We start from the raw sequence: 15,804 nt of genomic DNA on the forward strand, positions 1-15,804 counted from the left end.
TTGATTAGCCTTTTACTGATCCGATGAGTACACCCTTAGCAAAATGTTTCTGCAAAAATGGATAAACCATCATAATTGGAAGTGTTCCCACGACAATAACGGCCATCTTAATCGTTTGTTCAGGTAATTGAACCGTGGTATCCAACTGTGAAGCAGATCCCACCCCTTGCGAGAGCATGACAATCTGCCTAAGAATGACTTGCAGCGGCCACATACTGGATTCATTCAAATATAGCAGCGCCGAGAAAAAGTTGTTCCAATGGCCTACCGCATAAAATAAACCGAAAGTGGCCAGTACAGGCTTCGATAACGGCAGTACAATCTTCCATAGGATGCCAATTTCTGTACAGCCGTCGATCTTAGCCGCTTCTTCCAGTCCTGCCGGCAGCTCTTGAAAAAAGTTCTTAACAATAATCAGGTTAAAAGCACTGATCGCTCCGGGTAAGATTAAAGCCCCGTATGAATCTAGCAGCCCCAATGCTTTGACAACTAAATAAGTAGGAATCAGACCACCCGAGAACAGCATGGAGAATACGACCAGATTAAGCACAGTATTTCTTCCTAACAGATCCCGGCGTGCGAGCGGATAAGCCATTGTTACGGTGAACAACAGATTTACAAGCGATCCGACAAAGGTGACGCCCACTGATACGAAAATGCTATGGAAGATTGAATTCGAGGACAAAATATATTTATATCCATCCAGCGAAAAGGATCTGGGAATGATAAAGAAGGCTCGCTCAGTCAGTTCTGCTTCGGATGCGAATGACCCCGCAATTACGTACATGAACGGAAGAAGCATCAGGCAAGCGATCAGACCCAGCAATAAGTAGTTCACCCAGTCAAAGAGGATTTCCGTTACGCTTCTGTTTTTTCTTGGCACTGCTTCCTTCCTCCTTAATAAATACCGGATTGCCCGAATTTTTTGGCCAGATAATTGCTGGATACGATCAGAAAAATGCCGATAACCGACTTAAATAATCCGACAGCTGTACTGTAGCTGAACGCCCCCATGGTAATGCCCATCGTGTAAACGTATGTATCGAATACATCAGCTACATCACGATTTAGGGCGTTGCTCATCAAATAAATGTGCTCAAAGCCATTGTCTAGCAAATCGCCTGTGCGTAAGATAAGCAGAACAATAATGGTGCTGCGAATGGAAGGTAATGTAATGTGCCAAATCTGGCGCCACCGGCTTGCTCCATCCATATGCGCCGCCTCATATTGCTCCAGATCCACACCAGAGATTGCCGCCAGGAATATGATGGTACCAAATCCGCAGTCTTTCCATAAGTTTTGCAGAATGATCATCGGCCTGAACCAGTGAGGATCGGCTAAGAAATCAATCTTCTGACCTGTCCATTGAAAGATTAGCTCGTTAATAATGCCGCCTTGGGTCGTAAACAGCACATAAGTCAGGCTGACCACAATAACCATCGAAATAAAATGAGGAATGTAAATCAGCGTTTGAATCGTCCGTTTATAGAGTGAAGCCCGCACTTCATTCAGCATTAGCGCAATAATGATTGGCGCCGGGAAAGCAATTGCTAAACTGTATAAAGATAGCAGGAGTGTATTTCTCAGCAGCTTGAAAAAATCCGGATTCTGAAAAAAGTTGCGGAAATGCTCAAACCCTACCCATTCACTAGCCCAAAATCCGGTAAAAGGCTGGTAGTTTTTAAAAGCAAGTGCTGCGCCCCACATAGGGACATACTTGAAGATCAGGAAATAGAGTATTCCCGGCATAAGGAGAACGTACAACCATTTATCCCTCTTCAGGCGTTTCATTGTAGTACTCTTAGATATTCGCGCTTTCAGTAGACCCGTCGTTCGCCCCGGATCTGTGGCGATTTCGTTCACGCCTTCCCCCCCTAACTTATGAATTGAATTACGCCTTGGCATACAATCCTGCTGGCGTAGCTACAGTTTGCCGGGAAAGGTTCTTGATTTATATAGCACAGTTTTGTTTTTACTGACATTTCACAAACTTATCTTTTCATGCAACAATTGCATTCTATTGATTGACTATCTTTTCGGATATTAGGTTACCCCCCGCGGATCCGGCTCCGGTATTGCTTGGGTGTAACACCCTCCTGCTTCTTGAACAACCGGTTAAAATAGTTATGCTGATAGCCGACCTTCTCGGCGATATGATATACCATTAGCTCTGTATCACGGAGCATAGCCTTCGCTTTTTCCATTCGCAGTTCAGTCAAATAGTCGATAAAGTTTTTTCCTGACACCTTCCGGAAAGAACGGCTCAACAAAGTGGCATTCGTTCCACAAAACAATGCACAATCCTCAAGTGAGAAGTTTTCCATATATTTCACTTCAATATATTGAACTGCTTTCCCTACTATCGCTTTTAACTTTTCGTCGTTGCGGGCTTCCAACTCACTGATGAAAGGGCTGATGATCTTCTCCATAAACCATTTACTGATATGCTCAGACTCGCGGATAGCTGAGAGTTGTTCAAACCGGTTCACCGAGGTAAGGACATCGTTCGGATTCAGTCCGAGATGCATAATTTCATGCTCGATAGAACTTAATAAATTCACAACGCCTTGCTTTACATCAAGATCTGTTGCTCCATTACTGGTTAGAGCCTCCAGGAAATCATGCAACAACAGCTCCGCTTCATCCAATGTTCCGATTCTTAGCGCCTGCATAAGTTCGCGCTCGATGAATAGCGGGTACGCTGTCCCGTCAACCTTTTCCCGTACTTTAAACAGCTCCACATCCAAAACCTGATAATTAACTTCCCACGTTCGATTGCCCAGTATTTGTCTCGCTTCTTCAAACAACCAGGGGATTCGTCTAATATCAGGTGAGCTTTCCCCCAATGAAACCGTTACACGCATTTTTAAAATTTGATGCACCGTTTCAACAAGGATTTCACTGAATTCGTATACGATGTTCTTGTGATCTTCAGCATCTGCTGGCACCATCTCTACAATAATCCCTGCGGTCAGGTCGTGGAAGTTAAGCACCTGGCAGGAAATTCGCCGTTCTTCTGCCAATTCCTGAATAATATTCGCTACCGTGAAGCTGACCAAGCCCTCATCACCCAATTCAAATCTTCCAGACATATTCGCTTGGATCAGGCCTGTCACCCGTACAAACAACACATGATATACACAACCATCCACGCGCCAGCCATGCTGCCTCATTCTTTCTTTCAGCTCCTCCTCCTCATAGGAGGACAAGTAACCTTGAATCAACTGGTACAAAAAACCCTGCCTTACTTGTGGAAGTTGTTGTTCCAAAGTGCTCTGCAAAGCCATGCTTTGCGTCATTAATCTGAGCCATTCCTGCCCGATCACTCTAAATTCATCCTGTGAACTGATTTCCGAAATCCGCATGTCATATGACAGACGCTTCATAAAGTCCGCTAGAGGCGAGTAGATCCGCCGGGAAGCAAGCCAAGCCAGAATTGTGGCAAGGAGCAATCCTGAACAGCTGATGATAAGGATTAACTTAGACAGAAAAACAAGAGGCGAGATAATTTCATCTATTGGCACAGCGGATACATACTTCCACTCGGTTCCGACACGCTGCTGTTTTCCGAAGGACACAACATATTTCCTCCCTTCCCAGCTCCAGATAAACTTTGCTGTTTCTCCGGAATACTGATTCAACTCCAAAATTAGATTTTGGATAAGGAGAGAAGCATGCTGTGAGTCTGCAGAATAAAGCTGCTTATTATCCTCGTTTAACAGAAACGCTGCACTCCCGGAATAGGGTGTAAGAGAATCTAATAATTTCTGCAGATCGGTATGATCAACCCGCGCGACCAAAACAGCATACGGATTAGATACATCACTCGGTACTTTATGAACGAAGGCCAACTCAGAAGAGTCATCCCCTTCAGCTGCAGAAGGAAGCAGCATCCAATGAGCCGAAGATCCTCCTTTTGATAAAAGCGCTTTCATTTGTTGGCCTCTCTTTGAGCCTAATGCTATCGTTTCATACTGCGGAGAGAACCATACTGGTGAAGTAGTATTTACGTAGAGCTCTACTTCAGTTTGGATGGGCAGAGAGTTTTTCATTATAATCACCGTTTGAGTTATATCTCGAGTGATCTCGAATTGCCTGAGGAAGTCTGTTTCGGACAGATTGTTGTTAAAAACAGGCTCGAAAGCAAAATGAGACATCATGATTTCGAACCTTTCAAATTGATCGCTAATCTGCTCGGCTCTTTTGGTAATTTGATTCTCATGCATAGTAAGCAGTTCCGATTCGAGTTGTCCTCCGACAAACCAATAGATCAGTACCCCTACAATCAATCCCGGGATAGAAGCGATGAGCAAATTGAGTATCAGACTTTTTTTGAAGAAACTTCCAGGGATCATTCTTCTGGAAAGCACGAATATACCTCCTTTATAAATCACATCCATTCTTTATATAGATGTACAGTATTATTATAATCCAGTTCAGATTAAGCTAAATTGCGTTAAAATATAGCAAAATTGCTAATGAGTGAGCGCAACTAGATAACAGACCGTTCGTTCAGAATGAATACCAATCGCTGCCGTATATCCTACCCCCAAAAAGGAGCTGCCCATATGCCATTTCATGGCTTATGGGCAGCTCAAATTGTATATATGATGCTATTATCTCTATATATTTGGGTTAAGCCTGAAATTATCTAGCCAACCATCCGCCGTCAACATTAAGGATATGTCCGTTCAGATAGTCTGAAGCCGCAGAGGCCAGGAACACAGCAGGGCCCTTAACATCTTCAGCAGTTCCCCAACGTCCAGCAGGAATGCGGTCTAGAATTGAATCGGAACGGCTCTGTTCCGCACGGATTGGGGCTGTGTTCTCAGTAGCCATGTAACCTGGAGCGATAGCGTTAATGTTCAGGCCGGAACCTGCCCATTCGTTAGCGAAAGCTTTAGTCAGACCCGCTACGGCATGTTTGCTTGCAGTGTAGCCTGGTACGTTAATGCCGCCCTGGTAGGAGAGCATGGAGCAGATGTTAATGATTTTGCCGTTGCCTCTTTCGAGGAAGTGGCGGCCGGCGATCTGGGACAGCAGGAACACAGTGTTCTGGTTGAGGTTGATTACGTCAAACCAGTCTTTTTCGCTGTGATCTTTGGCTGGAGTACGGCGGATCATACCTGCGCAGTTCACGAGGATGTCTACTTTGCCGGTAAAAGCAACAGCTTCGTCGAACATGCCCTGCAGTTTAGTGTGATCGCTGAGGTCAGTGGCGATGCTGAGTGCTTTTACGCCAAAAGCTTCAGCAGCAGCAACGGTTTCGTCACTTGGGAACAAGGAAGCGGAGATGACATCTGCGCCTGCTTCTGCGAAGGCAAGGGCGATCCCTTGTCCAAGACCTTGGCCTGCGCCGGTTACGATTGCTGTTTTACCTGCTAAATTGAATAAAGATGACATTAATAATTCTCTCCTTTATTGATGCATGATTAAGCATGGCTTGTATGGAGAGCATTATGAAATCTCTCCGATTAATCTACTGGATTATTATAAGCCCGCAATGTTTATGAAAGGTTGTGCTATAATGTAGCTAAATTGCGGTTTCGATTCCCTCCAACGCCGCGATCTTTGTAGCTCATTCCCGTTCTTCACATTTGGTGCTCAAGTGTTTCACAGCACAAAGAGGCCTTAATTAAGGCCCCATTCAAATCTACCTTATTCCTCAAAAAATTGCAGAACTTCACTATATACAGAAGCTCTGTTCGTTTCAAATAGAACGGCATGCAGCTTTCCTTGGTATTGCTTCATGGTAATCTGGGAGTACCCGATCTTCTTCAGTGTGTCTTCGGTATCTGCAAGCCCTTCTTCTCCACCGGTAATGGGGTCTTCTGTACCTGTCAGGCTTAGTATCTCAAGATCCGGATTTCTCAGTTTATATTTATCATACTTTTTCATGTTGCTGTCTGCTTCAAATACCGTTAATGCTCCACTATTCGTCCATGCAAACTTCATCAACGGATCAGCACTGAGTTCAGCATACATCTCTTTGTCTGTGGTTACCCAGTTATCCTCGTAAGATAATTCCCCGTAGAGCGTGGACCCGCCAATCCGATCCAGCAGGGTGCTGTGGCCATAGGCTCCGGAATAGAATGTTGCCCAATTGCCGATGAAGATTCCAAGGTTTACATTCTTAATATAATTTGCAGTGCCTGTCATAACGAGCTTGTCTATCTCATTGTCGTGTTCTTGCAGGTAGTTGCGGACCAGCACTGATCCAAGGGAGTGCCCCAGCATATATACCGGCGTATCCGGATACATTTCTTGGGCATATTCAGTAACCCGGTACAGGTCATCAATCATTTCATCTACACCATTCATATGTCCATAAGGATATGTCACATTCACTGTCTCCCCATGGCCCCTGTGGTCAGAAATAATCACCGCATATCCATGGTTATGAAGGAATTCCGCAAAATCATAATATAACTCTTTATGCTCAGTAGCCCCATGCACAATTTGTACCACCGCTTTTGGTTTGTCCAACTGGAATGCTGCTGAAGATATGGCCATACCGTCGTGGGCATTGATCGTAAGCTTAGTTATATTGTCCCCGGTTCCGGTTACCGTTGCCGACCTGGCTTGATCTTCGTCACTGATCTTGTTCCTGAAGCTCCCAGCCCCTGCCATAATGTTAACGGTAAGAGCAAGGACCAATACTGTAGTGACGCCCGCGATAATCTTGTTCTTTCTTTTCATTTTACTGTCAACTCCTTACTTGATGCTGTACCTTGCTCTCAGTTCGACTTTTTGAAGGAGATGACCTGATTCAAAGAAAAAGCCATAATAGTAACAAGCAATGTTGCGATAATTTTTACGAGATACTCATTGTAATGCAGCAGGCCGGCGAAGATAAACAGCAATAGCGCTGTGACTGCAAAGCTGACCAATCCGACCATGTAGAACCTGATGTAGCGGGAAAATAACTTATCCTTGATTTTAAAATTAAATATGACATTAAAAATATAATTGTTCGTGATGCCGCAGCTAAAGCTGATAAAATTAGCCATTTGGATGTGAAGCCCGGCATAATGTGTCAGTATAAAAAACACGGCAAAGTCGACAATTACACCTGTAACACCAATCAGGCAGTATTTCACAAATTTCGAGTTCATGCTGCATACCTCCGTGCTGATTAAATTCAAAATTCAGATCACTCTGCAGGGGCCGGTTACTCAATAATTCGCCTTATTTATTGACCCGATCAGCAAATCTAACCGTTCAAGCTGATTTAAAAAATCAACGATTTCTTCATTTTGAAACTCGTGTATGACCGGTTGTACAAGCCGCCGGATTTTGAGGTCCGTTTCCGTAAATACTGTCCTCCCCTGATCGGTTAGCGAGAGATAGATGTTTCTCCGGTCTTTCGGATCGGTATCTCTTTGCACCCATTCTTTCTCGAATAAGCGGTTGATGATTGAGGTGACCGCACTCTTCTTCACTCCGAATTCAGCAGCAAGCTCTGATGATGTACAGCTGCCAGCCTGCTGAATATGAGCTAATGTCGTGTATTGCTCAACGGTTAAGGCGTCACCTACAACTGCCCGGATGAGATTATTGAATTTACGGTTAAGCGACGAATTCAGATCCACGAACCGGTCGACGATGCCCCATTCTTCATTAGACAGCATATCAGCTCACACTCCATATCCAATAGTTAAGACACTTAATAGTTAAATGTTATAACTAATTTTCAGTTAAGTCAAGACTGGTGACTAACACAATGTTCTGAACTAGCTTTGACTCTTTCTAAAAGAATAAGCCGCCCTTTAGCTTCAAGGACGGCTTATTAGGTATGTTGTTGTGGTTCCTTACCCAGCCTGATTACTGTTTAATTACGTTGTACAGGTTGTAAATGATTACTGCCGACTGTGCTCTGGTAGCCTTGCCTTGCGGGTCAAAGTTGCCTGCGCTCACACCGTTGATGATTCCTGAAGCGTGCATCCTTCCTACAGCTTCTACCGCATAGGCAGCAATCCGCTGTTCATCCTTGAACTTGATTCCAGCTTGATCTGCACCAAGTTCTGCGTTAAGCACCTTGGCTGCCCTATATATCATAACCGCTATATCCTGTCTGCTGATTTCAGCATTTATTCCGAAATTCCCGTCTGCTCCGCCTTGTACAATCCCTAGGGAATGCGCGGTTCGAATAGCTTCAGAATACCAGGCTCCAGCTGCGGCATCTTTAAAGGAGAGCTCCGCATCGGTTGCCTGAAAGTCGAATGTCCCCATCAGCATTTTGATGAATTCTGCTCTTGTGACTTTAGCGTTAGGCTTAAATCCTCCTCCTCCGGTGCCATTGATAATCCCCCGTGCGGCCAGTGCTTCAATACTGCTGTTCGCCCATACAAGCTTTGCAGTATCGTTAAAAGAAACACCGGAATACACAGCGGAGAAAGTATTGTAGCCTGCAGGTACTGCCTCCACTTGCTGTGAGGCTGCATTATATCGCCCATTCTTTATAATTATTGCTTTTCCGCTTGAATCGATGGCATAGGCAATCACTTTACCGGGATTTTGGCCTGATTCAAGCTTATATTTCAGCAGCAAGCGGGTGATGCCGGCCCCGGCGGAGCTGAGTTCCTGCCCGTCAACGGCCAGTGAGTAATGAATGATTTCATGATTGCCGAGCTTGGAGGCAGTCTCTGCTGTAAGAATACTCTGATCCGCAATAGTCAGCGTGAGGCTGATAACCTTTGCCTCATTTGGTATATTGCCAGCTAATGCTCTCGTGGACAGAATTAAGGAGGCTATGCTGGTATCAATTCTGAGGTTCTCTATTTTTCGGGTTAACGCTTCTTTAATCAGCCGGGCTGGAAGAACAAGCTCAAGCTGCCGGGCTTCTTGTCCGCCGATCATATCAAGGGTCAATGTGTTTCCAGTGGTGCCTTGGATGGCAGCCTTAAGCAATTCTTCCGTTACTTCAGCCCTGAAAACCCCGTTTGTTGCAGCCTGGGCTATTACCTCTACGGTTCCGGAAATAGCCGGAGTGGCTGTCGGCACCGGTGAAGCCGAAGCTGAAGGGAGGACTGCGGATGGAACTCCGGGACTCAGGGTCGATACCGGTGTTGAGGTCGGTGCTGGCGTTGAGCTTGGCACCGGTGTGGGGCTTGGTGTCGGAGGCGCCACCACTTCCTTCTTTACATTAAATCCTGTCACACCAACCTTCTCCCCCTTGCCTACAACAACAGCATAACTGCCTTCTTCTGCATCCGCCGGTACGGTAAAGGAGTCCGTAAAACTCCCGGAGCTCACTTCAAGCACATTGAGATATAATACGGCAGAGCTTGGAGTAACCACCTTCAAGGTTATTGTATCGAGCGATGTTGTACCCGATATCGTAACCGCATGTCCGGGTGTTATATCTGCAATAGAATCCAGATTAACTTCAGCTGCTGCGTGAGCCGGATGAAGAGGCAAGGACGCCAACAACAGAATTAATGTAAGCAATGCAGCACAATATCTTTTGATCATATCGTATTCTCCTTCTTCAATTAATGACCATAGGGACTGCAAAGCTGACGGGTGCAGTAGTCAAATCCTCGCTGAACTGATCGACTACAAATACCTTCACACGATAATCAAGATCTTTAGGGTTCACATTGAAGAGTGCTGTAAACGAATCCGAGCTGGTGATGGTTCTCTTCATAGCCACAATACTGACAGGCTCGTCACCCTTCATCAACTGGAAGATTACAAATACCGGGATATTCTCTGCCCCCTCGTTGGCAATCAGAGTGATATCCGCATTCGCGCGAATCCCTCCTGCACCGTTTCTTACCAATGCTGAGTCAGGCGAAGTAATGGAGAATGATGGTTTGGCAATTGCCCCCTTGACCATCACCTCGGCAGCAGCTGTTCTGGAGCCGTCCTGAGTTGTTACAGTAATCGTGGCCGTACCTGCACCAACAGCCGTAACTACGCCATTGCTGCTTACTGCTGCTACCCGATCATTGGAAGAGGACCAGGAGACCCTCTGGTTCGTAGCATCCGCAGGGTTAATTGATGCGGTGAGCGGTGAAATATCGCCTTCCTGCAGAGTCAGTTCGCTATGATCCAGCGATACTTCCAAGACTGGAATATATTCTGCTGCTGCTGAGACAGTCACTGTGGAAGTTGCCGTAAATCCGCCGTTTACGGTAGTTACCGTTATCACTGCTGTGCCCTCAGCGACCGCTGTTACCCAGCCTTCTGCATTCACAGTCGCAATATTCTCGTCACTGGACGACCAGGTCACAGCTTTGTTGCTGGCATTATCAGGCTGCACCGTGGCAATCAGTTGTCCGCTGCTGCCGGCTTTAAGAATAAGCGAATCCTGATTAAGAGTCACTCCGGTAACTGCAATCGAACCTACCGTTACGTTAGCAGTAGCAAGATTGTAACCATCTGCTGTTCTGGCTGTAATGACAGCCGTACCTTCTCCAATGGCTGTAACCATACCTTTGGCATTTACAAGCGCTACCGATCCATTACTTGTGAACCATACAACCTTCTTATTGGTGGCATTCTCAGGCAGGACCTCTGCGGTCAATTGGCCGGTTGTCCGGGGAGTCAAGTCCAGCTGGACTTGATTCAGAGTAATACCTGTCGTTGGAATCAATATAATATCTTCCACTACAGTAATACGGGCCGTTAGGGCCGTGCTGTCTGGAAGGGTTGCTATAATCTCAGACTCCCCTGCACTTACCGCAGTAATCAATCCGCTGCTGCTGATTGCAGCGACTTCCGGGTGCGCCGATTGGAACGCTGCCGTCGAAGTAATATCTTCTTTGCTGCCATCACCATAGACCGCACTGATGGAAGCTTGTTGTGAGGCTCCAATCTTCAAATTGTAGACCGTGCTATCGAACTGATAACCGGTTAACGGAACAGAGTAACCAAAGTTCAATGTATATTCCTTTACAGCTTCATTCTCTGCGGTTACAACAATTAGGGTTGCACCGGGTACAGCCGGAGCGGCCGTAATCACTAGCTTCGCCTTGGGACTGAAAGTGACCGCAGTAACATTCGGCACAGTTGTTGCTCCATTAGGAAGAACCACTTTGTATGAAAATTTATTAGGATCGAAGCCGGTCAGCGCCGCTCCATTCACAGTGACAGAAGAAAGCTTCGCATCGTTAGTGGCCCAGAGTCCTGTTAATTTCGCATCGGCAAAATCGCCATGGTCATGACCAGTACCATCACCGCCATCAAGGACAAGCAGCTGCAGCTGGCTCGCGCCTGCAACATCAATACTGATCCGCTGTTTATCAGCCTGGAAAGCGCTATTCTTGGTAAGTACACCACTATCGAACTTGGTCTCACCATCCACCTTAACCTGGAACTGAATATTACCTTTTCCGGTATCCCCTGCATCATTACCGACATCTGCAGTGAATTTCTGGTACCCTCTGCCTGAGATATCGTATGTGACGTATGCTGGATTATTGGCGGTTGGAGGATTCATGGCTATCCCTTTGTTATAGATATAGTTCTGGTTAGTCGTCGAATTGCCGGTAGAAAGCGAAATTTTCCCTCCCTTTAAGCTAATATCCTTAGTCGGACCACCTGAGTAGGCTTTGGCTTCAGTCCAAGTCAGATCCGATACATATACGAATCCGTCCATACCGGGTACAACCTTAACTTCACTTGCAGCTGTTTTCCCGCCATCTTCTGTTGTAACCGTAATGGTGGTTAATCCTTCTGCCAACGCGGTTACTTCACCTTGCGCATTTACCTTGGCCACCGTCTCATTGCTCGATGTCCATTTCACATCCTTCAGCGTGGCATCATCAGGAAGAATAGTTGCCTTTAATAGCTCCTTTTCTTCCGGCTGCAGATTAATGTCTGTTTTATCCAGACTGATTCCGGTAACCGGAATAGCTGATTGGACAACGGTCACTGTGCTTTCTGCAGTCTTATGGCCGTTATGGGTGGTCGCCACAATCGTTGTTGTTCCTGCAGCAACTCCCTTTACGGTTCCGTCTGCACCGACAATAGCTATGGAATCGTCTTTCGAAGTCCACTCCACCTTCTTGTCATGAGCATTCTCCGGGAGTACCACGGCGCGCAAGGTTCTGGTTTGATCCACCGCTAGGGAGAAAGCAGACTTATCAATCGTTACTGCTGTGACCGGAACGGCAACAGATACGATGTCAATATCTGCGGATAAGCCTTGGTATACTACACTAATCTTTGCTTCTCCGTCACCTGCAGGTCGGATAACACCATGGTCATCTACTGTGGCCACAGCCGGATCAGAGCTGAGATATGAAGCCAGTGAAGTTACATCTATTGTAGTAGCATCACTGTATGTTGCTGTTGCTTTAATAACATGGCTCTCCCCGGTATTTAAGGTGAACTGCGTACCATTGACATCAAGTTTAACGGGAACTTCATCCTTCAGGGACTGATTTCGAATCGTGATGATTTTCTCCCCGGAGATATTCAAACTGCTGGCAGCAGCAGCTACAATGCGTACAACCCCATCCCTAACTGCAGTCACTTTGGCATGGGTGTCATCAATGGCAGAGATGGTTGCACTTGCTGAAGGATTTCCGTCCGGGTCAAGGACCGTCCAGATTACAGAGGAATTGGTTGCATCACCCGGCTGCACTGTTGAGGTCACAGTTAACGTACCGGCATCTTCTGCAATCTCAGTCGCTCCGTTGTCCACCGTTACACTTACGCTGGTCACCAGCTTATCTGTTGTCGGAGGCAGCAAGGTGCTTAAGTATTGCGCGTCCAATCTGGACTCAGGGTTGAAGTCATCACTGGCCGCATAAGTCTGCAGGCTGTTCAGTAATTGTTTGGCCTCCACTTTGGTATTACTCGCATTCTGCAGGTCGATTGCGGCAACCAGCACATTGCCGTTGCCTACCTTGGCTTCAAAGATCGTGCCGTATTTGTTGCCCTGATCAATCGTCGGAATCGGTTGTACCAGCGGTTTGAAATCAGCCGGAGTTTTGTCTGGATCAAACTTGATCCCCTTGCCCATTAAATTCCACCATTGAAAATCATTGAAGTTATCTGTAGGGAAATATGCAAAGGCCTTGGAGTCTTTTCTGACCAAAGCTCCCAGCGTGTTGATCCCGCCGCTATGGAACATCGGGCTCCAGAAATCGTTCTCAAATTTGACCGTAAAGGTACTGCTCGCCGGCAATTGGTTAATCTGCGGCAAAATAAGCACGTTCCCGCCCTGCGACAGTACTTTAAGCGCATTTGCATCCAAGGTCTTGGATACGGTCACACCTTCAGGTACAGCAGTTGTAATTTGAGAAGGATATACCCAGATCGTATAATGATTCTTATGTCCGCCAATGGACAACTCCAGTGTAAGCATCGATGCCTTCGTGATTGAATCTAATGAAGTACTGATGGTACCGGCAGGAGTAGTCAAAGCGCCTTGAGGTGCGCTCACTCCGGGAACTGAACCGGACAATACAATATTGCCGCTCTCGTCTTTCATTGACCATTCCAGATCACCGCTAAGATCGGTATTTCCATAGTTGGAAATGGCAAAATCCGTAGTGAAGTTTTCGGCATTCGTCCAGGTATATTTGGTCAATCTGGCAAGCGGAGTTACGGGACCTGCAAACTCTTTATATTGTGCCGGAGTAATAAAGGTCTTGGAGTTCATAAAGGCATCCACGACTCCAACCAGAGCAGTCTGCTGGCCGGTGTAATCCTGCAATCCCAGCAGAATAAAGCCTCCGAAATCCTTCGTACGTTTATTCGCTTCAATTTCATTTTTGTACAAAAGTGCAGCCAGCTTGCCTGAAGCATTCTGGAACTCGGCAGAATCCTCAAAGGTTTTATTCTTAATTGAATTTTGTTTGTACAGCTCCAGATTTCCTGCCTTCAGTAAGCCGTTATACATCGGAATTTCTTTGTCATAATCAGGAAATACCTGATATTGACCCAATTCATGAGACATGATAACGGCAGGGATTCGTTCACGAAGATCTACTCCGTTAGCATTTGTAATTTTGGATTGATAATCCCAGTCAAGGTTGTTATAGCGCAGTCCTCTAAGATTGGTACCTATATCTGCACCGCTGCCCGTATCGGCAATATAGTCATCAATGAAGCTGGTTGCAGGCGGCAGGCCCACATATTTACCCGTTTGTCTGGACAGCACTCTGGTGTTGTCAATGGATTGGATATAGAGCAGAATTTCATCTTCCCTGCTGCTGGTGGTTACGCTGGAGCCGTTGTAATTACTGCCTTTGTTCTCGTTACCCAGTGTAAATCCAACAAAGGATGGATGGTTCGCATAAGCCCGGAATATACTTTGCGCTTCATTTTTGTAGTACGCAAACTCAGCATTATCCACAAATGTCGATCCATCCCCCCATGCCGGGAGCTCAGGCTGCAGATATATCCCTAATTCGTCTGCTGCAGTAAATGCAGCTTCCGGTGGTGTAGAACTATGAAAGCGTATCCAGTTTAGTCCATAGTCTTTATAGACCTGCATGACCTTTTTCCAGGATTGCACATCCATAGAGGGGTAGCCGGTTAACGGAAAAGCCAGGTCGCTCGCTTCCCCGCGCATGTAAGCAGCTTCACCATTAATAGTGAACTGGCGGTTGTTCGCGGTAGCCCCTAAAGTCCGCATTCCAAAGGAAATCGTCTTGCTGTCCTTATATTCCTCATTTGAGGACCCTCCCCAATCCTTCAGGCTAAGATCAGCTGTCAGATCATACAGACTAGGGTTGAATTCATTCCACAATTGAATCTCTTCTTCACTGCCCATATTATAGTTAAATGTCCATACCACATTACGGCTGGCGTCCATGGGTGTCACTACGAGATTCGCCGGTACGTTGTCTCCGCGCGGATCGCTTGGTGTAGCGATATTCCCGTCGATGAGCACCTCGCCCTCCCCGACAAAATGAGCACCATTGCTGCTTGATGCATTAAGTTTAAAGTTACCTACTACGGACGGAACTGCATTGTCTGCTACATGAAATACTACGCGAACCTGAACCTTTTGATTTGGGACATCAGGATACACGGCCACATCTTTAATGTAGATTTTGGGCTTCGCCTGAAGTTCAAATTGGCCGATAATCCCGTTCCAGTTCGTAACAATATTTTCACTAACCATATGCACTCGCTTGGTAACGCTTGCAGGAAATTGGGAGGCGGCTCCTCCGGCATCCGATCTAATCAGATTGTCTACTTCAATTTCCAGCATTTGTGACTGGCCTGGTTTCAGGAAAGCGGTAAGATCATAGCTATGGGCCGCAGAAAGACTGAGGCTGTTCTCACCTAATCCAACATTCTGCCCGTCAATGAATACTTTTGTAGCCTTCGTTCTTTCCATATACAGATTGATTGTCGAACCATCCCACGCGGCTGGAACCATAATTGTTTTCTTATAGGTTGCTTTACCGGAATACGTCACATATCTCGTAAGATACTCTGTAGTAGCTTCGTTAACCGGATTTCCGATCTTGCTCTCATCCAGCGTACCCGGAAGCTTCATTCCCCCTGAACTATAGGCAATTAAGCTTTCATACCCTCCCAGCTTATAATCCCAATCTCCCGATAAAGAAAGAGTATTACTGGCGGGTGCACTATCTGCTAATACTGTTGCAGGTTTAACTAACCAGCCTGGTGTGAACATTCCTATAACAATAGCAAGGCTCATAAAACTTGATAAAACCCGTTTCCATTGATTCATGATTATCCTCCTGTCATACATTTGTTTAGTGACACCGGTCTTGTTAAGCGCTTACAGAAACGATTAGGATCACTACGTTAGACAGGTTTAATTTATCATTTTTGCATATATGTTGCTCTAGAAGAAACTAATGTAAT

The 15,804-nt window shown here is 46.0% G+C and carries 9 protein-coding genes; all 9 read right to left on the reverse strand.

Translation table 11 applies throughout. From position 1 onward, the window contains the following. Positions 1–4: 4 nt before the first annotated feature. Positions 5–883: an ABC transporter permease subunit gene (locus tag GC101_RS11165; protein ID WP_171717305.1), complete on the reverse strand. Its 879-nt coding sequence runs from the start codon at positions 881–883 to the stop codon at positions 5–7. Between the two features lie 14 nt (positions 884–897). Beyond that, positions 898–1,791: an ABC transporter permease gene (locus GC101_RS11170; protein WP_171717379.1), complete on the reverse strand. Its 894-nt coding sequence runs from the start codon at positions 1,789–1,791 to the stop codon at positions 898–900. Between the two features lie 257 nt (positions 1,792–2,048). Next, the gene (locus GC101_RS36730; RefSeq protein ID WP_171717306.1) at positions 2,049–4,370 is read right to left on the reverse strand and encodes a helix-turn-helix domain-containing protein; all 2,322 of its coding nucleotides are present in this window, start codon (positions 4,368–4,370) and stop codon (positions 2,049–2,051) included. A 277-nt stretch (positions 4,371–4,647) separates the two neighbouring features. Further along, the gene (kduD, locus tag GC101_RS11180) at positions 4,648–5,403 is read right to left on the reverse strand and encodes a 2-dehydro-3-deoxy-D-gluconate 5-dehydrogenase KduD (RefSeq protein ID WP_171717307.1); all 756 of its coding nucleotides are present in this window, start codon (positions 5,401–5,403) and stop codon (positions 4,648–4,650) included. A 255-nt stretch (positions 5,404–5,658) separates the two neighbouring features. Continuing rightward, positions 5,659–6,699 carry an alpha/beta hydrolase gene (locus GC101_RS11185; protein WP_171717308.1) on the reverse strand — a complete coding sequence of 347 codons (1,041 nt, stop codon included), beginning with the start codon at positions 6,697–6,699 and terminating at the stop codon, positions 5,659–5,661. A 38-nt stretch (positions 6,700–6,737) separates the two neighbouring features. Further along, positions 6,738–7,115, reverse strand: coding sequence for a GtrA family protein (locus GC101_RS11190; RefSeq protein WP_171717309.1), 378 nt, complete (start codon positions 7,113–7,115; stop codon positions 6,738–6,740). 60 nt (positions 7,116–7,175) lie between these two features. After that, on the reverse strand, positions 7,176–7,631 hold the full coding sequence (locus GC101_RS11195) for a MarR family winged helix-turn-helix transcriptional regulator (RefSeq protein WP_171717310.1): 456 nt from the start codon (positions 7,629–7,631) through the stop codon (positions 7,176–7,178). A 193-nt stretch (positions 7,632–7,824) separates the two neighbouring features. Beyond that, positions 7,825–9,474, reverse strand: coding sequence for an S-layer homology domain-containing protein (locus tag GC101_RS11200; RefSeq protein ID WP_171717311.1), 1,650 nt, complete (start codon positions 9,472–9,474; stop codon positions 7,825–7,827). 16 nt (positions 9,475–9,490) lie between these two features. Next, complete coding sequence (locus GC101_RS11205) at positions 9,491–15,667, reverse strand: Ig-like domain-containing protein (RefSeq protein WP_171717312.1); 6,177 nt, start codon at positions 15,665–15,667, stop codon at positions 9,491–9,493. Positions 15,668–15,804 lie beyond the last annotated feature (137 nt).

The organism is Paenibacillus phytohabitans, from assembly GCF_013141775.1.
Taxonomy (GTDB): domain Bacteria; phylum Bacillota; class Bacilli; order Paenibacillales; family Paenibacillaceae; genus Paenibacillus_AQ; species Paenibacillus_AQ phytohabitans.